Source organism: Streptomyces sp. NPDC052396, assembly GCF_044593195.1.
GTDB lineage: Bacteria > Actinomycetota > Actinomycetes > Streptomycetales > Streptomycetaceae > Streptomyces.
The window spans coordinates 139,894-160,052 of record NZ_JBIUAW010000001.1 but is presented as its reverse complement, the minus strand read 5'-3'; the positions used below and the strand labels follow the sequence as shown (position 1 = coordinate 160,052).

19 protein-coding genes are annotated in these 20,159 nt (G+C 67.3%); 11 read left to right on the top strand and 8 right to left on the bottom strand.

Annotated features, from left to right (window positions below):
- Nucleotides 1-5: 5 nt before the first annotated feature.
- The 5 genes from ACIHFE_RS00800 to ACIHFE_RS00780 form a co-directional block, all read right to left on the bottom strand.
- Complete coding sequence (locus ACIHFE_RS00800; protein ID WP_400103150.1) at nt 6-479, bottom strand: DNA phosphorothioation-associated protein 4; 474 nt, start codon at nt 477-479, stop codon at nt 6-8.
- Nucleotides 479-2,536: an AAA family ATPase gene (locus ACIHFE_RS00795; protein WP_400103148.1), complete on the bottom strand. Its 2,058-nt coding sequence runs from the start codon at nt 2,534-2,536 to the stop codon at nt 479-481. Before ACIHFE_RS00795 ends, ACIHFE_RS00800 begins: the two co-directional genes overlap by 1 nt.
- Nucleotides 2,533-2,718 carry a hypothetical protein gene (locus tag ACIHFE_RS00790; protein WP_400103146.1) on the bottom strand — a complete coding sequence of 62 codons (186 nt, stop codon included), beginning with the start codon at nt 2,716-2,718 and terminating at the stop codon, nt 2,533-2,535. The genes ACIHFE_RS00795 and ACIHFE_RS00790 overlap by 4 nt, the downstream gene beginning before the upstream one ends.
- A gap of 74 nt (nt 2,719-2,792) precedes the next feature.
- Nucleotides 2,793-4,940, bottom strand: coding sequence for a DEAD/DEAH box helicase family protein (locus ACIHFE_RS00785; protein ID WP_400103144.1), 2,148 nt, complete (start codon nt 4,938-4,940; stop codon nt 2,793-2,795).
- Nucleotides 4,940-7,174: a hypothetical protein gene (locus tag ACIHFE_RS00780; RefSeq protein ID WP_400103142.1), complete on the bottom strand. Its 2,235-nt coding sequence runs from the start codon at nt 7,172-7,174 to the stop codon at nt 4,940-4,942. Before ACIHFE_RS00780 ends, ACIHFE_RS00785 begins: the two co-directional genes overlap by 1 nt.
- A 472-nt stretch (nt 7,175-7,646) precedes the next feature.
- Here ACIHFE_RS00780 and ACIHFE_RS00775 point away from each other — a divergent pair, with 472 nt between their 5' ends.
- Nucleotides 7,647-8,831, top strand: a complete 1,185-nt coding sequence (locus ACIHFE_RS00775) for a Fic family protein (RefSeq protein WP_400103140.1) — start codon at nt 7,647-7,649, stop codon at nt 8,829-8,831.
- Nucleotides 8,832-9,004: 173 nt separating this feature from the next.
- Here ACIHFE_RS00775 and ACIHFE_RS00770 read toward each other — a convergent pair whose 3' ends face one another.
- Nucleotides 9,005-10,393 carry a tyrosine-type recombinase/integrase gene (locus ACIHFE_RS00770; RefSeq protein WP_400103138.1) on the bottom strand — a complete coding sequence of 463 codons (1,389 nt, stop codon included), beginning with the start codon at nt 10,391-10,393 and terminating at the stop codon, nt 9,005-9,007.
- 202 nt (nt 10,394-10,595) lie between these two features.
- Between ACIHFE_RS00770 and ACIHFE_RS00765 the strand changes: the two genes are divergently transcribed.
- From ACIHFE_RS00765 to ACIHFE_RS00755, 3 genes are all read left to right on the top strand, one after another.
- Nucleotides 10,596-10,730 (top strand): hypothetical protein, encoded by a 135-nt coding sequence (locus ACIHFE_RS00765; RefSeq protein ID WP_400103136.1) that lies wholly within the window; start codon nt 10,596-10,598, stop codon nt 10,728-10,730.
- 377 nt (nt 10,731-11,107) lie between these two features.
- Nucleotides 11,108-11,965 carry a metallophosphoesterase family protein gene (locus tag ACIHFE_RS00760; RefSeq protein ID WP_400103134.1) on the top strand — a complete coding sequence of 286 codons (858 nt, stop codon included), beginning with the start codon at nt 11,108-11,110 and terminating at the stop codon, nt 11,963-11,965.
- On the top strand, nt 11,962-12,675 hold the full coding sequence (locus tag ACIHFE_RS00755; protein WP_400103132.1) for a 4'-phosphopantetheinyl transferase: 714 nt from the start codon (nt 11,962-11,964) through the stop codon (nt 12,673-12,675). Before ACIHFE_RS00760 ends, ACIHFE_RS00755 begins: the two co-directional genes overlap by 4 nt.
- Nucleotides 12,676-12,788: 113 nt before the next feature.
- Here the strand turns inward: ACIHFE_RS00755 and ACIHFE_RS00750 are convergent, their stop codons facing one another.
- Nucleotides 12,789-13,028, bottom strand: coding sequence for a chaplin (locus ACIHFE_RS00750; protein WP_400103130.1), 240 nt, complete (start codon nt 13,026-13,028; stop codon nt 12,789-12,791).
- 238 nt (nt 13,029-13,266) lie between these two features.
- On the opposite strand from ACIHFE_RS00750, the gene ACIHFE_RS00745 reads away from it, so the two are divergent.
- From ACIHFE_RS00745 to crcB, 4 genes are read left to right on the top strand one after another with little or no spacing between them, the layout of a single operon-like run.
- The gene (locus ACIHFE_RS00745) at nt 13,267-14,520 is read left to right on the top strand and encodes a styrene monooxygenase/indole monooxygenase family protein (protein WP_400103128.1); all 1,254 of its coding nucleotides are present in this window, start codon (nt 13,267-13,269) and stop codon (nt 14,518-14,520) included.
- Nucleotides 14,521-14,534: 14 nt separating this feature from the next.
- A complete protein-coding gene (locus ACIHFE_RS00740) occupies nt 14,535-14,978 on the top strand; it encodes a fluoride efflux transporter FluC (RefSeq protein ID WP_400103126.1) in 444 nt (147 codons plus the stop codon).
- On the top strand, nt 14,975-15,322 hold the full coding sequence (locus tag ACIHFE_RS00735; RefSeq protein WP_400103124.1) for a DUF190 domain-containing protein: 348 nt from the start codon (nt 14,975-14,977) through the stop codon (nt 15,320-15,322). The genes ACIHFE_RS00740 and ACIHFE_RS00735 overlap by 4 nt, the downstream gene beginning before the upstream one ends.
- Nucleotides 15,319-15,675: a fluoride efflux transporter CrcB gene (gene crcB, locus ACIHFE_RS00730; protein ID WP_400103122.1), complete on the top strand. Its 357-nt coding sequence runs from the start codon at nt 15,319-15,321 to the stop codon at nt 15,673-15,675. Before ACIHFE_RS00735 ends, crcB begins: the two co-directional genes overlap by 4 nt.
- A gap of 23 nt (nt 15,676-15,698) precedes the next feature.
- Here crcB and ACIHFE_RS00725 read toward each other — a convergent pair whose 3' ends face one another.
- A complete protein-coding gene (locus ACIHFE_RS00725) occupies nt 15,699-16,583 on the bottom strand; it encodes a LysR family transcriptional regulator (RefSeq protein WP_400103120.1) in 885 nt (294 codons plus the stop codon).
- 87 nt (nt 16,584-16,670) lie between these two features.
- Here ACIHFE_RS00725 and ACIHFE_RS00720 point away from each other — a divergent pair, with 87 nt between their 5' ends.
- The 3 genes from ACIHFE_RS00720 to ACIHFE_RS00710 are packed head-to-tail and all read left to right on the top strand — an operon-like array spanning nt 16,671 to nt 20,082.
- Nucleotides 16,671-17,378: a succinate dehydrogenase cytochrome b subunit gene (locus ACIHFE_RS00720; RefSeq protein ID WP_400103118.1), complete on the top strand. Its 708-nt coding sequence runs from the start codon at nt 16,671-16,673 to the stop codon at nt 17,376-17,378.
- A gap of 2 nt (nt 17,379-17,380) precedes the next feature.
- Nucleotides 17,381-19,327, top strand: a complete 1,947-nt coding sequence (locus ACIHFE_RS00715) for a fumarate reductase/succinate dehydrogenase flavoprotein subunit (RefSeq protein ID WP_400103116.1) — start codon at nt 17,381-17,383, stop codon at nt 19,325-19,327.
- On the top strand, nt 19,324-20,082 hold the full coding sequence (locus tag ACIHFE_RS00710; protein WP_400103114.1) for a succinate dehydrogenase/fumarate reductase iron-sulfur subunit: 759 nt from the start codon (nt 19,324-19,326) through the stop codon (nt 20,080-20,082). Before ACIHFE_RS00715 ends, ACIHFE_RS00710 begins: the two co-directional genes overlap by 4 nt.
- The last annotated feature ends 77 nt before the right edge of the window (nt 20,083-20,159 follow it).

Below are 20,159 nucleotides of genomic sequence, written 5' to 3'. Positions count from 1 at the left end.
CACCACTACCAATCCAGCGCAGCGCTCGACATCAATTCTCCAATGTCGTCCTTCTTTTCCGCCGGCGAAGCCTTGAGGGCTTCGAGGACAAGTTTGGCTACGACGGTGTCGAGGTTCTGAGTGGGCTGGCGATTGATTTCGACCTTCAGATAGCCGAGGCCACCGTTGGCGTACTCCTCGAAGATGAGGATGCGTTCGGGGAGCCGATCATCGGCGAGGATCTTCGGATCGTCCTCCTGCTCGACCGCCGCGAGCATATCGAGGAGGACGTCACCATAGAGACGGCCCTCCATGAGAGCTAGGCGGATAGGTTCGCCGTGCTGCTCAAAGGGCTCTCGGCGACCCTTGCGGCGCCCCAGCATCGCGGCGAACATCATCGCCTCGACCATGGTGCCGAACGGCCCGGTCTTCTTGTCGGTGAGCTCGGCGAGCAGTGCGTCGTGAGTGTGGGGGCGCCGGAAGCGGTCTGCAGCAGCCATCAGACGATCACCTTCTCCAGGACGGTGTGCTCGAAGTCACCACGGGAGACGTACGGTACGGCGCGGTTGTTGATCTCGATCGTCTTCTCCTCCGCCGACGGTTTCGACGTATAGGTGCGCAGCACATACATGCGGCTGGCTGCCTGCTGCAAGTTCTCCATGACCTTGCCGCGCGCCTGCGACTGCGAAAGCAGTGTGATGATCTGCGAGGTCAAGGCAGGCAATGCCTTCGAGATCTCATCCTGATAGGTGAGGTCAAGGCTGCCAAAGGGAGCGTCCATGACGATCGGGTAGATGCCACCACCGCCCCTCAGTGCGCTCTCGTCCGTGCGGTTCTTGCGGTCGTTGAAGTTCTTAGCGACCTCGGAGACAGCTCCGACGAAACTGAGGCCGAGGATCTGGTTCTCGCCAGTGGAGCGGATCGCAACCCCATTCGGCGAGCGCAGCTCCAGCTCGAAGGAGTCGCTCAGCTCGGGCACATAGGTCTTAATGAAGATCCGAGAGAAGACCTCCTTGACCTTTCTATCGAGCTGATTACGGACCTCCTCCGTCTTGATCACGAGAATCTCGGTGAGAGCGTCACAAACCTCGTTGACCAGGTTGACCTGTCTTTGGATCTTGCGAGAATCTTCATTCTTAGCCTCTGCAGATTTGTAATGGCGGGCAACGCCCTCCAACTCCTGCTTGATCGCGACAACCCGGTTCTCGGCCTCGCGGTGCGCAACGCGAGCCTCGGTCTCCTTCTCACCAAGCTGTTTGCGGCGATCGACCAGGCGCTTTACGTCCTGGATGTTCACACCTTCCAGCTGGCGGTCGACCTCAGTGCGCTCAGCCTCTAGCTGGCTAATCGCCGTATCCGACTGCTGGATATCGCTGGCGTTGGTGGTGAGCTGGTCAAGGAGCTCCTGCCGCTTGTCTCGCATGTTTCGCATCTGACCATTGACAAAGAGCCATCGAGATTCGACGTCAGCAAGGCCGGCGTTATATCGGCGTTGACTGAGCTCCTCGTACTCAGGGGTGCCCTCCTTGACTGGGCGGCCGCACATACACAGATGGTCTTCGAGTAGCTCCTCAATGAAGCTGCGCTGAATCCCAGCCGGGAGCTGGCGGCGTTCCCGCATCCTATCTGCGAGTTCGATGACTTTGTCATCGAGACCGCCGGTGAAGGCCAGGAAGCCGTGCTTAGACAGCAGATCGCGCTTGCGGCTCTTAAAGCCCGCGAGCTTCTCTCGCTCCTGACCGATGCGGCGGGTCAGGCGCTCGCGCTCCTTCTGCAGTGGCTCTGCCTGCTCGTTCTGGCGCAGCGCACGGCCGATAGAAACGATCTCCTGCTGGAAGGCACTAATCTCGGCGGACAGGCGAAGCATCTCTTTTTCTTCGGCTCGTTGCCGCGTTTCCAACTCCTCCGTGCGGTCGGTGAGCTGCTTAAGACGGCTGTCACCCTTGGAGTCAATCTCGCGAGCAAGCTTACGGGCCGCCTTTGGTAGGTCCTCGATGGCGCACTCGATGGCCTCCAGATTGAGGAGGGTCTTGATAGCCTTCTTGACCTCCTCGTTGTTCCCATCGCCAGAAAACATCTTCTCCATACGCTCACCGTTGAAGAAAAAGAACCGGCGTAGACCTTGTGGCAGGATCTTCTCAATCCGATCCTGGCCGTTGGCGACGGTCCGGGCCTCCCCGTCTGGGCCGATCTCGGTGACGGTGAGTGTGGGAGCAACCAGCTGTTGGTCGTCCGACTGCTTGGTAACGGTGACATCTCGGGTGACAGAAAACCGGATGCCCTCATGCTCGAAATCGAGGCGTACCGAGGAGGAGACCGCCTCGCCGAATGGCGTATCGGTCCACTTCTTGTCGTGGATGACCCGCTGCTGCTGCTCGACGTCATCCGAGAAAGTACCGTACAGCGCCCAGGCGAAGGCGTTGAGCAAAGTGGTCTTCCCTGCGCCATTCTCCCCGAAGATGAGCACGGCGGGCCTGTCGTCGTCGACGGAGAGATCGAGGGCCTGTTCACCGTAAAAGGCGCGGAAGTTCTTCAGAGTAAGTTTGAGCAGCTTCACTTGATGAGCCCCCTAGCAGCCTCCACGATACCGGGGACGACCTTCGTCGAGTTCCGGATGTGAATATTCTCGTTCTCCAGATCGATGACTTTCTGAACGAGTTCGAAGGCTTCGGGCGACAGCTCGCTTAGCACGTCGCGCACCGTCCGGACCGGGGGCTGGCCGGCGGCTTCGTCACTCACGGTTACTCCTGTGTTGATTTCGGAGGCGGGTGGATGGGGCATGAGGGGTCTGAAGTTCTCGGTGGTCTGGGGACTCAGGTATCGAAGAGGCCGTACCGCTCTCGGACCGGACGCAGCACATCAAGAGTGGTCGCTTCGTTGTCAGCGAGGTGGGCGAACTCCTCGACGCGCGCAAGCTCGCGGCGCAGCAGGTTGCGCTCCGTCTCGAGCTGGATCGCGTCGTCGCCTGAGGGTGGGACGACGACGAAGTCGACGATGTCGGCGCGGTCCTTGCCAGGCGCCTTACGCAGCACGCGGCCGCGACGCTGGATGAATTGGCGGGGATTGGAAGAGCTCGCCAGCAGGTAAGCGGTATGTGAGGCGGGGACGTCGACGCCTTCGTCCAAGCAACGCATAGAGACGATGGCCTGCAATTCGTCGCGTTCGAAGCGCCACAGAATGTCCTGGCGCACGAGCCGCTTTGTCTCGGAGGTATAGCGGGCAACGGCCATGCGGAGATCGTTGCCGACCATGCGCATCACCTGGTCGAGCTGGCGCGGCCCGTCGATGCCCTGCTCATGCAGGAGCGGATGCTTACCCTCCGCGCAGTAGATCAGCTGGTGCCTGCCCTTGTGCCTCTTCTCGATCTCCACGTACAGGGCTTCCAGCTTGCCGCGGGCATGGCCGATGATATCTGCGCGCTTCTTCAGCAGTTTTCCAAGCGGGCTGTCCTTGTCGGCGGACTCCTTCAAGTCCGTGCCCGCCGCGATCAATCGCGCGATCTTGGCACTGACCTGGGCGTACAGCTCTGCCTCCTCGTCGTCCAGCTCGACGAGGACGGGCGTGTATGTGTAACGGCACAGGGCATCGCGGCGGATAGCCTCGCCAATGCCCATCTCGAAGACGATCTCGTCGAAGTAGCACTTGAGGGCGTCCGTGCCCTCCTCGTCGAACCAGCGCTCCGGAGTGGCGGACAGGCCAAGCCGGTACTGGGCCTTCTCCGGCAGCTGGGTGCGTAGGTAGCGGGCGCCGAGATTGTGCACCTCGTCGGCGATGAGCAGTAGCTGACCAGCATAGGAGTCAAGGAGGTTCTGGAAGGTCTCGCCACCGAAGGTGGCGTTGGTTGTCACCATGACGCCCCCACTCGCGGCACCGAGGGCGAGTGCATGAAGCAGATCGTGGGCCCGCAGAGACCAACTGCTGATGGATTCGTACGCACGGATAGGTGTGACGCCAAACCGCTCGATGTCTTTCGCCCACTGGTCGACGAGGTGCTGGTACGGCGCTACGACGACCGTGAGCAGAGAGGCGTCTTCCTTTTCGCGAAGAAAAGAGCTGAGCTGGGCTGCGGCCGACAGTGCAGTCAAGGTCTTTCCGGTGCCGGTGGCCATGCGCAAGATTCCGCGGCCCTGGTTGCGGAACCAGTTCTGCACGGCCTCCTTCTGGTAATCACGTACGGCCAGACTGTGCGGGATGCCGAGCACGCCGGTCGGTGCCTGGACGGTGGTAGCAATGGGGGCGCCGACCGGCAGCAACTCATCCAGATCGTCCCGGCCAGCCGTCGCTTGTGCGCTGCGTTGGACGACTCTCTTCGCAGCCTCGGTGAACGGGACGACGCGTAGCGTGGGCGTGCGGTCGTTCCACAGGTCATCGAAGTTCTCGCTGATGCGAGCGGCGCGATCGGCGTCACGCGGATCCCAGCTACGGAAGACCTCGATCGCCTCGAAATTGCCCACGAGCCCCGAGCGAGTCTCGTTCGCACTCCCCTTGAAGGCAACGACATCGCGCCCGTCGCGAAAGACGCCCATCTTCTCGTGATACATCCCAACGCGGCCGCGCTCCTCGACGTAGGCCAGCTTGAAGTCGATCTGGCCCTCGGCAACCAGCCGCCCGAGCTTGCCCAGTCCGCGCGCACCTCGAAGATCCTCCGTCGCCTGCTCTAGATCTCGCAGGGCAGCACGTTTCATCACCGCGCGCACCTCGTAGCCGGCTTCGATGTCGTTGATGTCCTCCTGATCGAGATAGGGGGACGCGACGACTCGCATCGTGCCACCACGCGCGGCGAACATGTCGATGCCCTCCCCGAGCACGGCGAGCACGGACGCGGTGAAGTAGCCGACGGCCCGGTCATAGCTGGTGGACGAGGCCAAGGCCGGGAGGTAGAAATCCTTGACCATGCTGCTTCGGTCGCTGCGGTAGTCGGACGCCACGCCGCAAGCGCGCAGGGGACGGATACCGGTCATCAGATCAGCCCCATCTTGTTCATAAGGTCGTCCACGTCAGGCGCGCTGTCGTTGGACCGGGGCTGGGAAGCGTGGGTGGGCGTGACGGATGGCTCCGTGGCAAGGCCGTCCGTAAGGCGGCGGACTACGCCACCGCGAGCGGTGAAGGGCGGGGAGGACATGGTCTGGCGCAGGCTCGACTCCTTGACCCCGAAGTCGCGGCAGAGCACGCGCACCACCTCGTCCGCGTCGACTGCACCACCGTGCTCATCGACCATGTCAGACACCAGTTCCTTGATCGGCTTGTACATCGGCAGGCCCCACTCGGTTAGTGCCCACTGGTCCTTCTGACTGCGGCTAAAGCGCGGGTCGGCGTCGATCTGCTGCTTTAGGTAGCTGGCACCAATCGAGACACCAGCTCGGGTTTTCAACTCATCGAGGGTCAGAGAGTGGTCAGCTTTGCGGAGTACGGCCTCAACCGCGTCGAGGCGGTCGTCGTCGCGGCGGGTTCCGCCGTACAGGTTGGCATCACCGCAGGCACGCCTGCTCGTACCCGTCCCGCGTACATCAATGGTCCAGGTGTCCCAGCCCGCCGAGACGAAGCGTCGGTCGCTCACCAGCCCCTGACGCAACGTCCGCAGTTGACCCTCCCGACCTAGGGTTGCAAGGATCTCGCGCGAACTCAGCGGTGCGGCGCTGCGGGCGAGGATGCCATGAGCCTCGTCGATCAGCTGTTTCAGCCAGGCTGCGCGCTGCGCCTCCCGGGTGCTGGAAGGACTGCCAGGTGAGGCGAGGAAGAAGTCCTCAGTTTCGTCTATGTCATCGTCCTGGGTAGCGGCGCTGGCGTCGAGCAAGATGGGGACGGGAGCAGCTGCCGTCGGCTCGGCTGACGGGGCGTCGACTATGCGGGCCCCTTCGACAGGATCGGTGGGCTGTACCGCGAGTTGGAAAGCGTGGGCGGATCCCAGGGCTTCCAGCTCCTCCTGGACAGTCGCGGCGGCGGGTGCCTCGGCGATCAAATCCAGCTCGGCGGCGGGCGCGGGTGCCTCTGCCGGGCTCTCAGCGGGCTCACGCAGTAGGTACCAAGTGCCGGCCAGGGTGATGGCGAAGCAGTCGTTGGCGAAGAGGACCTTGGCTACCTGAGTTTGGGAGACGGAGGGGCCGAGGGCACCCTTGATGCGCGAGGTGGTTAGGCCCTTGGGCTCGGCGTCGAGGACCGCGACGATGCGGTCAACAATGGATGGGAACGCGCCGACGTCCTCCGCAGTCGGTACTTCGCCCCGTTCAACTAGGCCGGCTGCATCGAGTAGGGCCGACTCGCTGTCGTCGGCTAGGAGTTCGGCATTGTCCTCCACGACCTCGGCTTCCTCAGCCTCCTCGAAGCTCCTGCTACGTCCCGTGACCAGCTCCGGTCCCGGCTCAGCATGACACTCTGTCGGTTCCAACTGGCTGGAGAGTCCTGGCGCAGGGGGCATCCAGCCTCCTGTCGCTCCCAGGAGGCTGTCGCGGATGGAGCGGGCGGTCGCTCCGAGGTCGTCATGAAACTCGTTAGCCTTCTGGAGGACCTCACCGAGGGTCATCGGAAGTCGGAGATTTTCGTTTATTTGAAGGAGGTTAGCCAGACGCTGGAGGTGCTGGGCGAGGTCAGCCGGGGCGGCGGGGGCTCCCTCGCCGGAGGCGGGCAGAGGAGCCGAGACCTGGCGGTCGTCGCAGGTGAAGCCACAGTGAGTGAGCCAGCTGCGGAGAGTGTCCGGGGCCTCTGGGATGGGGACGGCGCGCTGGTCGAGGAGGCGGCAGGCGGCGGGCAGGCTGATGGATTCGCCGGGGGCTAGATCGAGAGCGCGGGCGGTGGCAATTGCGCATTCGCCAAGGTCACCGTCATAGGACCACTGGCCGGTGGGGTCATCGGCGGCACCTTGCCAGCGCAAACCCGTGAGCAGCTGGAGGACGGTAAGGCGTTCCCCAAGGCGGTCAGCGAGCAACGGGTGGCGCCGCAGGAGCGCACTGGTCTCGCAGGGCGTCTGCAGGTCACGTTCCGCCTGAGCTATGGCCTCACCAACGGCCCGGTCCCGGGCAAGGACACCGTCGAGGCTGAGCGCGACGACGTTGCGGCGGAAGCGGACGTGCTCCCAATCGAGGGCGTGCCGCCGGGCGAGCTCCTCAAGTGGGAGCGGGGCGTCGGCACAGAAGTGCTGCAGGACGATGTCCCGATCGAGGCTGGTGAGCTGCTCGTACCAGAGGTGGAATGCGTTCATGGCCCTCGGACGTCCGGTCAGGTGGTGGCGATCTCCGGGAAGGGCAGTTAGCGGATCGCTGCCCGCAGCGGGCTGGGGCAGCCGGCGCGGGTGCCGATGGCGCCTTTCGTCTCCTGGCACGGCAAACTCGTACTGTAAGGCCACGGCTGGCTGCACTCGCCCCTCCCCTCGGCGCTTGCATGTTTGATGTCATCGAATCGTGTGGTCTGAGACAAACGTAGCGGCCACCACTGACGTTGATATTGCCAGGCAGGTTCCGGTGGTTGTGGCTCGGCCGCTGACCGGCGTCTTGTTGGGCTGTCTCCTTTTTGTCAACCGGCTCATCCGGGCCAAGCGGTGGATCGACCAATCCGAACCCATCCCACCACGGGCCTGAGAGCCCGCGTCACGATCGGTAGAGCATCTCCCAATCCCACCGCAGATCACGCTTGACTTAATGACACAATCATTGTGTCATTACAGGGTGCTATACGTGACACCCTCCCTAGACGCTGATGACCTGCGAGTCCTCGATGAGATTCAGGCGATGCGCCATGGCCTGCGGCACATGCTGCGAGCTACTCCGCACTGGACCCGGCAGCTGCGGCGCAACCTCACCGCGAGGGCGATCGCCGGCTCGAACACCATCGAGGGATACGCCGCGACGGTGGACGACGTGGAAGCCCTCATCACCGGTGAGGAGCCACTGGAGACCGGTGAGAAGACACGGGCCGAACTCGAGGGCTACCAGCGGGGTGTGACCTACATTCAGGCCCTGGCCGACGCCGACGAGGACTTCCGGTACGACGCCGGGCTCCTCAATGGCCTGCACTTCATGCTGCAGGGCCACCATCTCGACAAGCGTCCCGGCCGATGGCGCGACGGCCCGGTCTACGTCACCAGCCCCGACGATCCGGTTGTTCCCGCCTACACCGCTCCGGACCACGAAGACGTCCCTGGGCTGATGCGTGAGTTCATCGACTGGCTCAACGAAGGCGACCTTGACGTCCCGGTCCACGTCCGGGCCTCCATGGCCCACCTCAACCTCGTCAAGATCCACCCATGGAAGGACGGGAACGGGCGCATGTCCCGGGCCCTCTCTACGCTGGTCTTCTCCCGTGAGGCCCTGATGCCGCCCGAGTTCTCCTCCATCGAGGAATGGCTGGGCCGGGGCCAGAACACCTACGCGTACTACCAAGTCCTGGAAGAGGTCGGCGGCCCACGCTGGAGTCCGAAACGCGACACCTACCCCTGGATCCGCTTCTGCCTCACCGCCCACCACCGCCAAGCTCAGCAAGCCCAGCGGCGCTTCGATCTCATGTCCCGTGCCTGGGTCCGCCTTGTCGAGGCCGTGGAGGAGACCGGTTTGGACGAGCGGGTCGTCTACGCGCTGCTACCCGCCTTCTCTGACGCCAAGGTCCGCCGCACTGTCTACCAGCATGACGCCGACCTCAGCGATCAGCAGGCAATCCGCGACATTCGGGAGCTCGTAACCCGTGGCTGGCTCGTCCCCCACGGCAATGCTCGCGCCCGCTACTACGCCCCCGGCCCTCTCATGAACCCCGTCCGGGAAGAGATCCGCCAGTCCCTGGAGCCGTACATCGATCCTTACCGCCGGGAGCGGTGCCCCTCTCCCCGCCTCCGAACGCGTGCTCGCGAAATGAACAGGCTGGTGTGATGTGAGGTCTCAGGAGTTGGTGGGTGTGTCCAGTGGCGTACAGGCTCTGGCGAACGACGAGTTCGGGTACCCAGTTCGACTGGAACAGGAACGCGTCCGATTCTCCGCACTCGAGTCGGCGTCGGCAGAGTTCCGGACATCGCACGTGTCCTGGCCGTGACGTCACCGGCGACCTACGTCGCCGCGTACAGGGACGAGATGTCCTGCGCAGCCTCGATGCGCCGCTCCAACTCCTTGACCTGGCCGCTGATGCAGTGCGCATATGCGGCAAAGAGCATCGCCACGCTGGTACCGGCCCACTCCGCGACCTGGGCCGGTGGAATGCCGTTATTCAGCCACGTCGTCAGGCACGTGTGCCGCAGGTCGTAAATGCGCTTTCCGGTCGGGGACGCGTACACGTGGGGTGGCAATGTCGCGTGTCGGGCGCGGTCCCAGGCGCGTCGGTAGACAGATCCTGCAAGGACGTCACCTCTCTCACCCTGAAACAGGCGGTCGTTGGGCCTCAGACGTTCAGCGCGTATGTGTTGACGCAGGGTGCGGGTGAGGGCGGGGTGGCAGGGTACGACTCGTGTCTCGCCTACGGCCCGGGCCTTGAGCGGTCGACGCTCGTGGGCAGTACCGGTGCCGGTCCAGTGCCGTCCGACCTCGGGCTCCGCAGCATGGACGGTCAGTTCACCCCACTGATCCGAGGCCCCCACCTCAGGCAGTGTGGCATCCGCAACTGTCAGGGCGATGGCCTCCTCTGGCCGCGTTCCCGTGTAATAGAGCGCGGCGAAGAATGCGTGGAGTCGGCAGCCGCTGCGCGGCCGGCTCCGTATCCAGGCGAGCAGCCCGGCCGCTTGTCGCGGATTGAGCAGACAGCGGCGGTCAATGGCGCTGGCCGTCCGCGGCACGCAGCCCCTCTCCTTGGGAAGGGGATTGACCAACAGGACGCCGTGGTCAATGGCGTATCCCATGACCAGGTTCAGCACTCGGCGATGGCGCTTCACCGAGGAGGCGGCCGCTGCCGAACCGTCCAGCAGCGTGCCGAGGACGAGCATCACGTTATCGATGACAGCGGGGTCGTTCCAGGCTTTCATGGTCGGGGTGTGCCGCTGCACCCAGCCAAGGGCTGCCGCGACGTCGTCCGGCGCGCTGGCACGGCGGTCGGTGTTGAAGGCCCATTCCGAGAGCGCCGTGCGGAGTCTGCGGGAGCTGACGCCGGGCGGGACCCGGCTCAGCAAAGCAGTCGTAGTGATCATGAGTGTCCGGGCGGTGTTCTTGCGGTGGTTCGCCGAGACATACGGCCACTGGGCATCGACGAATTGAAGGGCGAAGTCGTACCAGCCGACCGACGATGCCCTGGGCTCGTGCCCCACCGGCAAGCCGGTGGATACGTTGAACGGATCACCGCGGTGCGTCGCGGTCACCAGTTCCGCGCGGAACCCGTCCGCGAGTGCGAGTGTCTGGAACGTCTTGCGGTGACGCTCCCCTGCAACCGACCAGCGCACCCCGTACGACACACGCTGGCACCCCGAGCCGGGTTCGATCTGCCACACCCGGACGTCATAGGTAGTCTCCATCAGTCCGCACCTCCATCAAGCATCGCCCTCGATGCCGGGTCGCAGCACGTACCGGAGCACCGACGACGCTCTCCCCCTCACCTGCACGATCCCACCGGCGCCAGGCCCCACCACCGCAGCGCTGGGGCACCTTGCCCTGAACACGGCAAGCTCTCATCTCGGCGGCCGAGCCCATGGCCGTGTGATGCCACACGGAGTCTCGATGCCGCTGCCGCTGACCGCCGCCGATGCGCTGTTCGTCCCCCGCCCTCAGGGCGACACGGATGGCCACATGGCAGGCATGACCGACGACTCGATCAACCAAGATCGTCCCCTATACGTCCCACAAAACGTCTGACGCCGCGTCATGTCTGCCGAAAGGTGCAGGTCAGAGAGGCAAGAGCCACGGCAGAGTGGGCCTCTTCTAAGCGCTTGGCCGCAGGTTCGAGTCCTGCCGGGGGCGCCATCGGTCTTCCGCCGGCGACAGTGGTGAACCGGCCATTTCGCATCGCACGGCAACGCGTCCCACGCTTGGCATCGCCCTCCCGAACTCGGCTGCCCACGGGCCCTTTTGCCGGCCGGCACCCCTTGATCACGGCGGCTCGCCCTTCCCTCTCTCCCCCCTGCCCGTATAGCCTCAATCCGGGCGCGAGAGGCGGGCCCGGGGGTCAACTCGGCAGGCAGCGGGTTGAGTTCCGTCGTGAGAAGCCGAGAAGAACAGCGAAGGACGTCACCGTGCCCACCGGGAATCTGCTGGCCATCAGTGATCTGCATGTCGCCTACCAGGAGAACCGGGCTGTCGTGGAGTCCCTGCGACCGGACACCGACCAGGACTGGCTGATCGTCGCGGGCGATGTCGGCGAGCGGTACGCGGACATCGAGTGGGCGCTGGGGCTGCTGGCGCGGCGGTTTGCCCGGGTGATCTGGGCGCCGGGCAACCATGAGCTGTGGACCGTCCCCAAGGACCCCTGCGACCTGCGCGGCGAGAAGCGCTATCTGCACCTGGTGGAGCTGTGCCGGAGCCTGGGCATCGACACCCCCGAGGACCCGTACCCGGTGTGGGACGGGCCGGGCGGGCCGGTGGCGGTGGCGCCGCTGTTTGTGCTCTACGACTACTCGTTCCGGGTGCCGGAGGCCCACAGCAAGGAGGAGTCGCTGCTGCGGGCCCGGGAGGCCGGGGTGGTGTGCAGTGATGAGTACTTCCTGCACCCGGACCCCTACCCGGGCCGGGAGGACTGGTGCCGGGCCCGGGTCGCCTACAGCGAGCAGCGGCTGGCGGCCGTCGACCCCGCCCTGCGCACGGTGCTGGTCAACCACTGGCCGCTGGTGCGCGAACCCACCCGGATCCTGCGCTATCCCGACTTCGCCCAGTGGTGCGGCACCGAGCTGACCGCCGACTGGCATGTACGGTTCCGGGCCGCCGCCGCGGTGTACGGGCATCTGCACATCCCCCGGGTGACCCGGCACGACGGCGTGCGGTTCGAGGAGGTCTCGGTCGGCTATCCGCGCGAGTGGCGGCCACGCGGACCGCGGCGGCTGCCCCGGCAGATCCTGCCGGTGCCGGCGGACGACCGGGAGGGGTTCATCCGGTGATCGAGCGGCTGGTGCCGTCCTGGGCGGTCGCCGAGGAGGCGTTCGAGGACGCGGCACAGGATGTGACAAGCGTGCTGTTCCCGGAGGAGGCCGCCGCGGTGGCGCGCGCCGTGCCGCGCCGGCAGCGGGAGTTCGCCACCGTACGGGTCTGCGCCCGGGCGGCGCTCGGACGGCTGGGCCACGCCCCGGCACCGCTGCTGTCCAGCCGGCGCGGTGCGCCGCGCTGGCCGGACGGGGTGGTCGGCAGCATGACCCACTGCGACGGCTACCGGGCGGCCGTGGTGGCCGGTGCGGCGGACGCGGCCTCGCTGGGCATAGACGCCGAGCCCAACGGCCCGCTGCCGGACGGGGTGCTGCGCATGGTCTCGCTGGAGAGCGAGCGCGCCCTGCTGGCGCGGCTGGCCGCCGAGCGGCCGGAGGTGCACTGGGACCGGCTGCTGTTCAGCGCCAAGGAGAGCGTCTTCAAGACCTGGTATCCGCTCACCCAGCGGGAACTGGACTTCAGCGAGGCTGAGTTGAGCATCGATCCGGGGGCCGGGACGTTCCAGGCCCGGCTGCTGGTGCCGGGGCCGGTGGTGGGCGGTGAGCGGCTGGACGGGTTCACCGGCCGCTGGCTGGCCGACCAGGGACTGGTGGTCACCGCCATCGCTTTGCCCGCGCCCGCCGGCGAGGCGGGCCGGGAGCCGGCCGAGGAGCTCCGGGTCCGGTGAAGCGGGTCCGGTGACGGACACGGGTGTGGCGCCCGCCGACCAGGTCGGGGGCGCCACACCGGCGGACGTTCCGCTTGTGGCGGCCGTCCGGTTCGCGGAGGGTGTTCCGCGCGTCAGGCGTTGATGCAGGTGTTACCGCTCGCCGCGTTCAGCAGGGCGATGATGTCGATGGAGTTGCCGCAGAGGTTGATCGGCACATGGATCGGGATCTGAATGACATCACCCGAGAGAACACCCGGCGAGTGAGCGGCCACGCCCCTCGCGTCCGCGTCGGCTACGGCGGTGCCGGTAACGCCGGCAAGAGCGACGCCCACGGAGGCGGTCAGTACAGCTGCCTTGGCGAATCGTGACATGTGGTGACACCTTTGTTCGGTCTGACGGAACGAGCTCACGGCCGGTGACCGGTCGCAGCCCGGATAAACGCCTGCCAGACACAAAGGTTTCGTCGGTGAAGCGGACGGGTGACGGTCTGTCACCAGAAGGGATGCGTCCGGAAACATACCGGTTCGCCCCGGCGTCCCGGGCCGTCTGTACAGCGCGCCACCGCGCCCCTTACAAAAAAGAGGAGGGACGGGCCCAGGGGAGGCAGTGATGCGCAGGATCGCGATCGTCGGGGCGGGACAGGCCGGGCTGCAACTGGCGCTGGGGCTGCGGACCCTGGCCCCGGACGACTATGAGGTGCTGGTGGTGTCCGCGCGGCGGCCGGCGGAGATCCGGGCCGGGCGGGTGCAGTCCACCCAGCAGATGTTCGAACCGGCGCTGGCCCTGGAGCGGGCGCTGGGGCTCGGACTCTGGGATGCCGTCGCGCCCCGGATCACCGGCGCCGAGCTGGTCACCGCCGACCCGCCGGGCACCCGCGCCCTGACCGTCACCGGGACCCTTCGGGCACCCGCGCAGTCCGTGGACCTGCGGCTGAAGACCGCCCGCTGGCTGGAGCTGTTCGAGGAGCGCGGCGGCCGGGTGGAGTACCGCTCGCTCACCGCCGGGGAGCTGCCCGCGCTGGCCGCCGCCCAGGACCTGACCTTGGTGGCCACCGGGCGCGGCCCGCTGGGCGAACTCTTCGGCCGGGACAAGCGGCACAGCCCCTATGACGGTCCGCGCCGCACCCTGGCCGTGGTCTATCTGCACGGGGTGGCCCCGCAGCCCCGGCTGCCCGGCCATCTCCGGCTGATCGCCACCCCGGGGGCGGGCGAGCTGTTCCTCATCCCCGGCCTGACCCTCTCCGGGCCCTGCGACATGCTGCTGTGGGAGGCCGTGCCCGGCGGGCCCCTGGACCGCTGGCACCAACTGGCCACACCGGAGGCCGTGTTGGCACGCTCACTGGAGCTGATGCGCCACCACGCACCCTGGGAGTACGAGCGGTGCGCCGGCGCGGAACCCACCGACGCCGGGGCCTCGCTGGTGGGGGCCGTCACCCCGGTGGTGCGCCATCCGGTCGCCGAGGTCGCCCCCGGCTCCCATGTCCTGGGCCTGGCCGACGCGGTGGTGCTCAATGACCCGCTGGCCGGGCAGGGCTGCAACACGGCCGCGCACTGCGCCGACCACACCCTGCGCCGCATCCTGGACCGTGGCGAGCGCCCCTTCGACCGGGCCTGGCAGCAGCAGACCTTCGCCGGCTGGTGGGAGGAGCGCGCCCGGCACTCCACCGCCTTCACCAATCTGCTGCTGGACGGCGCCCCGGAGCATATGCGGCAGACGCTCCGGGCGGCCGCCGGACATCCCGAGATCGCCCACCGCTATGTCAATGGCTTCGCCGACCCGGCCGACTACCGGGAGTGGCTGCTGGAGCCCGAGCGGGCGGCTGCCTATCTGGCGGCCGTGACGGGGCGGCCGCCGGGGCCATGAGTTAGCGTGACCCGGTGAACAGGGCGGATCCGGGAGCGGTGGCAAGAGCGCGGGGCCAGGGACCGGTGGTGTGCGCGGTCTCGGTCGGCGGCGGCCTGGGCGCGGCCGCCCGCTATGCGGCCGGGCTGTGGTGGCCCACCCCCGGCCATGCCTTCCCCTGGACCACCCTGGGGATCAATGCCGTGGGCTGCGCGCTGATCGGCGTGCTGCTGGTGACCATCGCCGAGCGTGGCACCCCCCATCCGCTGGCCCGGCCCTTCCTGGGCACCGGGGTGCTCGGCGGGTTCACCACCTTCTCCACCTATGCGGTGGACATCCAGCAGCGGCTGGCCGGCGGCCACCCGGCCGCGGCGCTCGGCTACCTGGCCGGTACCCTGGCCGCCTCGCTGGCGGCGGTCTGGCTGGCGGCCACCGCCACCCGCCGGCTGCTGGCACCCGGACCGGGGAGGCAGGGATGAGAGAGCTGCGGGGCCAGGCGCTCCGGCTGACGGTGCTGCTCGGCGAGTCGGACCACGCCCATGGCAGGCCGCTCTACTCCGAGCTGGTGCACCGCGCCCATGCCGCCGGGCTGGCCGGGGCCAGCGTCTTCCGCGGCATCGAGGGCTTTGGCGTCTCCTCGCTGATCCACACCACCCGGCTGCTGTCGCTCAGCGAGGACCTGCCGGTGGCCGTGGTGATCGTGGACACCGAGGAGCGGGTACGGGCCTTCCTGCCGGAAATCGGCCAACTGGCCGGTGACAGTTGCCTGGTGACCCTGGAACAGGTCGAGGTCCTGCACTACCGGGGGTCGGCCCCCGCGTGAACTGGCTCCTGGTCATCGCCGGCGCCATGGCCGGCGCCCCACTGCGTTACCTCACCGACCGGGCCGTGCAGTCCCGGCATGACTCGGTCTTCCCCTGGGGCACCTTTGTCGTCAATGTCGTGGGCTGCCTGATCCTGGGCGTGATCACCGCCATGGCCCCGGAGAAGCTGCGGCTGCTGCTGGGCACCGGCCTGTGCGGTGGTCTGACCACCTATTCGACCTTCTCCTATGAGACCCTGCGGCTGGCCCAGGACGGCGCCCGTGGCTACGCCGCCGCCAATGTCCTGGCCAGTGTGGTGTGCGGGCTGGGTGCGGCGTACGCGGGCGCGGCCCTGGGCCAGGCCCTGCGGTAGGCAGCGTCCCCATCGGACGATGGCTACCGCAGTACCTGTTCCATCAGCACCGCCCGCAACTCCCGTGCCGCGCGCGGCGGTGGGGCGTCCGTGCGGTGGGCCACCGCCACGGTGCGCCGCATCCGCTCGCCCTCGAACGGGGTGACCCGCAGCCCCGACCGGGCCGCCACCATGCCGGGCACCACGGCCAGGCCCAACCCGGCCCGGACAAAGCCCAGTACGGCGTCCATCTCCCCGCCCTCCACGGTGAAGGAGGGCTCGAAGCCGGCCGTCCGGCAGGCGCCGATGGTCATTTCCCGCAGGTCATAGCCGCGCCGGAACATCACCATGGGCTGCCCGCGCAGTTCCTCGACCCCGATCCGCTTCCGCCGGGACGGTGGCGGGACGGACGGCGAGGTGACCACCACCAGCTCCTCATGGAGCAGTTCGGTGGTGGTCAACGCCGGGGCGCCCACCCCCAGCGGGGTGATGATCAGCGCCAGGTCCAGGCCGCCCGAGGCCAGGGTGCGTACCAGGTCCTGGGAGCCGCCCTCGTCGATCAGCAGCTCGATGCCGGGGAAACGGGCGTGGTAGGCGCGCAGCACATCGGGCACCAGGCTGGCGCAGAGGCTGGGCGGGGCGCCCAGCCGTACCCGGCCGCGCCGCAGCTGGGCCACCTCCTGCACCTCCCGGTGGGCGGTCTCCGCATCGGCCAGGATGCGGCGGGCCAGCGGCAGCAGCGCCTCCCCGGCGTCGGTGAGGGTGATGTTGCCGCGCGCCCGGTGGAACAGGGCGGCCCCCAACTCCCGTTCCAGCGAGCGGATCTGCTGGGACAGCGAGGGCTGGGCGACATGCAGCGCCTCGGCGGCCCGGGTGAAGTGGCGGACTTCGGCGATGGCCGTGAAATAGCGGAGCTGCTGGAGTTGCACCTCACCAGCTTAGATAGGCATTGCCTATGGAAACCAGCCGGACCATGTCTTGGACGCATCGCCGGTTCCCGGCCTAGCGTCGGCTCCATGGCACTGGCGACGACCCGGACGGCACGCCCCCCGTCCCTCCCCCGATCCCTGTGGCGCTCGACCGTGGGCAAGAAGGCGGTCATGGCCGTCACCGGCCTGATCATGCTGGCGTATCTGGTCGCCCATATGCTGGGCAACCTCAAAGTGTTCTTCGGCGCCGGGGAGTTCAACCACTACGGGCACTGGATCCGCACCATCGGCGAACCCTTCCTGCACCATATGTGGTTCCTCTGGCTGGCGCGGGTGGTGCTGACCGCCTCGGTGCTGCTGCACGGCGTGGCCGCGTACCAGCTCAGCCGCCGCGACCGGGCGGCGCGCCCGGCGAAGTACCAGCACACCCGGCAGCGCACCAGCTATGCCACCCGCACCATGCGCTGGGGCGGGGTGATCCTCGCCCTGTTCATCGTCTGGCACATCCTGGACCTCACCACGCTCACCGTGAACCCCAACCACCAGGAGGGCCACCCGTACCAGAACCTGGTCGCCTCCTTCGACCGCTGGTATGTCTCCGCCTTCTATATCGCCGCGATGCTCGCCCTGGGCCTGCACATCCGGCATGGCTTCTGGAGCGCCGCCCAGACCCTGGGCGCCAACTCCCCGCGCCGCGACCGAGTGTTCAAGGCCCTGGCCAATCTGCTGGCGGCCGTACTGACCTGTGGCTTTATCGCCGTCCCCGTGGGCGTCCTGACCGGAGTCGTGAGCTGACCATGTCCTCGTACCCGCGCTACACCACCGGCGATCCGGTGGCCGACACCAAGTCCCCCGAGGGCCCGATAGCCGAACGCTGGGACCGGCGCCGCTTCACCGCCAAGCTGGTCAACCCCGCCAACCGCCGCAAGCACACGGTGATCGTGGTGGGCACCGGGCTGGCCGGCGGCGCCGCCGGGGCCACCCTGGCCGAACAGGGCTACCACGTCGTCCAGTTCTGCTACCAGGACTCCCCGCGCCGGGCCCACTCCATCGCCGCCCAGGGCGGCATCAACGCGGCCAAGAACTACCGCAACGACGGCGACTCCATCCACCGCCTCTTCTATGACACCGTCAAGGGCGGCGACTTCCGCGCCCGTGAGTCCAATGTGCACCGCCTCGCCCAGATCTCGGTCGAGATCATCGACCAGTGCGTGGCCCAGGGAGTTCCCTTCGCCCGCGAGTACGGCGGCCTGCTGGACACCCGCTCCTTCGGCGGCGTCCAGGTCTCCCGCACCTTCTACGCCCGTGGCCAGACCGGCCAGCAGCTGCTGCTGGGCGCCTACCAGGCGCTCTCCCGGCAGATCGCGGCCGGACAGGTGGAGATGCATCCGCGCACCGAGATGCTGGACCTGATCGTGATCGACGGACGGGCGCGGGGCATCGTCGCCCGCGACCTCATCACGGGTGCCGTCTCCACCCACTTCGCGGACGCCGTGGTGCTCGCCAGCGGCGGCTACGGCAATGTCTTCTACCTCTCCACCAACGCCAAGAACTCCAATGCCACCGCGATCTGGCGGGCGCACCGGCGCGGCGCCTACTTCGCCAACCCCTGCTTCACCCAGATCCATCCCACCTGCATCCCGCGCTCCGGCGACCACCAGTCCAAGCTGACGCTGATGAGCGAATCGCTGCGCAACGACGGCCGCATCTGGGTGCCCAGGGCGAAGGGGGACCGCCGGCCGCCCGGAGAGATCCCCGAGTCCGAGCGCGACTACTACCTGGAGCGGATCTACCCCTCCTTCGGCAATCTGGTGCCGCGCGACATCGCCTCCCGCGCCGCGAAGAACGTCTGTGACGAGGGACGCGGCGTCGGCCCCGGCGGCCAGGGCGTCTACCTCGACTTCGCGGACGCGATCCGCAGGATGGGGCGGGCGGCGGTGGAGGCCAAGTACGGCAACCTGTTTGAGATGTACGAGCGCATCACCGCCGAGGACCCGTACCAGGTGCCGATGCGCATCTATCCCGCGATCCACTACACCATGGGCGGGCTGTGGGTGGACTACGACCTCCAGACCACCGCCCCCGGCCTGTTCGCCATCGGCGAGGCCAACTTCTCGGACCATGGCGCCAACCGGCTGGGCGCCTCGGCGCTGATGCAGGGCCTGGCCGACGGCTACTTCGTCCTGCCGGCCACCATCAACGACTATCTGGCGCGGCACCCGCACGACGAGGTGCCGGACGACCACCCGGTGGTACGGGCGGCGGTGTCCGAAGTCACCGGCCGCCTGGACCGTCTGCTGGCCGTGAACGGCGACCGCACCCCCGACTCCTTCCACCGCGAGCTCGGCGAACTGCTCTGGGACGAGTGCGGAATGGCCCGTACCGAGCATGGGCTGCGCAAGGCGCTGGACCGGATTCCCGCGCTGCGGGAGGAGTTCTGGCGCCGGATCAAGGTGCCGGGGAGCGGCGAGGAGCTCAACCAGTCCCTGGAGAAGGCCAACCGGATCGTGGACTATCTGGAGCTCGCCGAGCTGATGTGTCTGGACGCTCTGCACCGCGCCGAGTCTTGCGGCGGCCACTTCCGGGAGGAGAGCCAGACCGGCGACGGGGAGGCGGCCCGCCGGGACGAGGAGTTCGGGTACGCGGCCGCCTGGGAGTTCACCGGTACGGGCGGCGCGCCCGTGCTGCACAAGGAAGAGCTGGTCTTCGAGTACGTCCAGCCGACGCAACGGAGTTACGCGTGAATCTGACCCTGCGTATCTGGCGGCAGCGCCAGGCGGATGAGGCCGGCGCCATGACCACATATGAGGTCACCGGCATCAGCGAGGACATGTCCTTCCTGGAGATGCTCGACCAGCTCAATGAGCGGCTGATCCTGGAGGGCGAGGAGCCGGTCGCCTTTGACCATGACTGCCGGGAGGGCATCTGCGGCGCCTGCGGGATGGTCATCAACGGCCAGGCGCACGGCCCCGAGCGGACGACCACCTGCCAGCTGCATATGCGGCACTTCACCGACGGCGACACGATTGATGTGGAGCCATGGCGGGCGGCGGCATTCCCGGTGGTGAAGGACCTGGTCGTCGACCGGTCGGCCTTTGACCGGGTGATCGGCGCGGGTGGATATGTCTCGGTGCCAACCGGCTCCGCGCCGGAGGCGCATGCCACGCCGGTACCGAAGCCGGTGGCGGACCTCGCGTTCGAGCACGCGGAGTGCATTGGGTGCGGGGCATGTGTGGCCGCCTGCCCCAACGGCTCGGCGATGCTGTTCACTTCGGCGAAGGTGGTGCATCTGAATGTGCTGCCGCAGGGGGCACCGGAGCGGGAGTCCCGGGTGCGGGGGATGGTCGACTCGATGGACGCCGAGGGCTTCGGCGGCTGCACGAATACGGGTGAGTGCGCGGTGGCCTGTCCCAAGGGGATTCCGTTGTCCTCGATCGGGCGGATGAACCGCGAGTATCTGCGGGCGATGGTGAAGGGGACGCCTTCGGGGGGTCGATGACCGTACGGGGTACAGGGGTTGCGCATTCTGCCCTTGTGCATCGCGTTTCACCCGCGGGCCGTCAGTGGCTGGTCGCG

Bases quoted from the DNA above. Each gene is read 5' to 3' on its own strand.
- ACIHFE_RS00745 (WP_400103128.1), top strand. From the start codon at position 13,267: ATGCGCAGGATCGCGATCGTCGGGGCGGGACAGGCCGGGCTGCAACTG.
- ACIHFE_RS00800 (WP_400103150.1), bottom strand. From the start codon at position 479: ATGGCTGCTGCAGACCGCTTCCGGCGCCCCCACACTCACGACGCACTG.
- ACIHFE_RS00750 (WP_400103130.1), bottom strand. From the start codon at position 13,028: ATGTCACGATTCGCCAAGGCAGCTGTACTGACCGCCTCCGTGGGCGTC.
- ACIHFE_RS00720 (WP_400103118.1), top strand. From the start codon at position 16,671: ATGGCACTGGCGACGACCCGGACGGCACGCCCCCCGTCCCTCCCCCGA.
- ACIHFE_RS00780 (WP_400103142.1), bottom strand. From the start codon at position 7,174: ATGAACGCATTCCACCTCTGGTACGAGCAGCTCACCAGCCTCGATCGG.
- ACIHFE_RS00785 (WP_400103144.1), bottom strand. From the start codon at position 4,940: ATGACCGGTATCCGTCCCCTGCGCGCTTGCGGCGTGGCGTCCGACTAC.
- ACIHFE_RS00765 (WP_400103136.1), top strand. From the start codon at position 10,596: ATGCCGCTGCCGCTGACCGCCGCCGATGCGCTGTTCGTCCCCCGCCCT.
- ACIHFE_RS00770 (WP_400103138.1), bottom strand. From the start codon at position 10,393: ATGGAGACTACCTATGACGTCCGGGTGTGGCAGATCGAACCCGGCTCG.
- ACIHFE_RS00715 (WP_400103116.1), top strand. From the start codon at position 17,381: ATGTCCTCGTACCCGCGCTACACCACCGGCGATCCGGTGGCCGACACC.
- ACIHFE_RS00735 (WP_400103124.1), top strand. From the start codon at position 14,975: ATGAGAGAGCTGCGGGGCCAGGCGCTCCGGCTGACGGTGCTGCTCGGC.